General features: G+C 74.0%; 1 protein-coding gene. It reads right to left on the reverse strand.

The genetic code is table 11. From position 1 onward, the window contains the following. On the reverse strand, positions 1–691 hold a 691-nt coding region (locus DEIPI_RS29180; RefSeq protein ID WP_045233747.1), incomplete at its 3' end, for a PAS domain-containing protein. Positions 692–820: the final 129 nt, after the last annotated feature.

Raw genomic sequence — 820 nt, forward strand, 5'->3', positions numbered from 1 at the left:
CCGCCTGCATGGCCGGGTAGCGCGCGCGCAGGTCCTCATGCCCCAGGAAGAGCGGCTCCCGCGTGCGCACCGTATCCCCCACGGGCGTGGGCAGGTCCGAGGGGAACTGCCGCCAGCGCCGCGTGAGTTCCGCGCCGTACCCGATCGTGTGCGCGATCGTCAGCACGCCGCCCGGCTCCATGTTCAGGAGCGTGCCCGCCGAGGCGCCCAGCGCGTGCAGGCTCGCGTCCAGCGTGCGCTCCACCACCTCACGCTCCGACGAGGCCTCCGAGAGGGCGCGCGTCACCGCCAGCAGCGCGTCCCGGCGTGCCTCCGCCTGCTTGCGCGCCGAGATGTCGCGGAAGTGCACGGCGATCCCGGACCCGTGCGGGAAGGCCCGCACCTCCTCCCAGCGGCCCAGGGTGGGCAGGTGCACCTCGAAGTGCCGCGCCTCGCGCGTCTCCATCACCCGGCGGTACTCCACCTCCAGCGCGCCCCGCGCGGCCGGGAAGCCCTCCCACAGCACGCGCCCCACCAGTTCCCCGGGCTCGACGCCCATGAGGGTCGCCGCGTGCCGGTTCACGAAGGTGTAGCGCCACCCCGCGTCGAGGATCACGAGGGGATCGAGGAGCCCGTCGAGCAGGGCGGGAAGAACGACGGCGTCGGTGAGGGGATCGGTGTCGGCGGGGGTCATGGCGTGTCGGTCGAACATCAGCCTACCGCAGCGCCTCCCCGGACGGTATGCCGGGTGAAGGGAACTCCAGCGCCGCCTCCGCGTCCAGCGCGAGCGCCAGCAGCCGCGCCTCGCTCCACGCGCGCCCCACGAGCATCAGCGCGAACC

Source organism: Deinococcus pimensis DSM 21231, assembly GCF_000519345.1.
Lineage (GTDB): Bacteria > Deinococcota > Deinococci > Deinococcales > Deinococcaceae > Deinococcus_A > Deinococcus_A pimensis.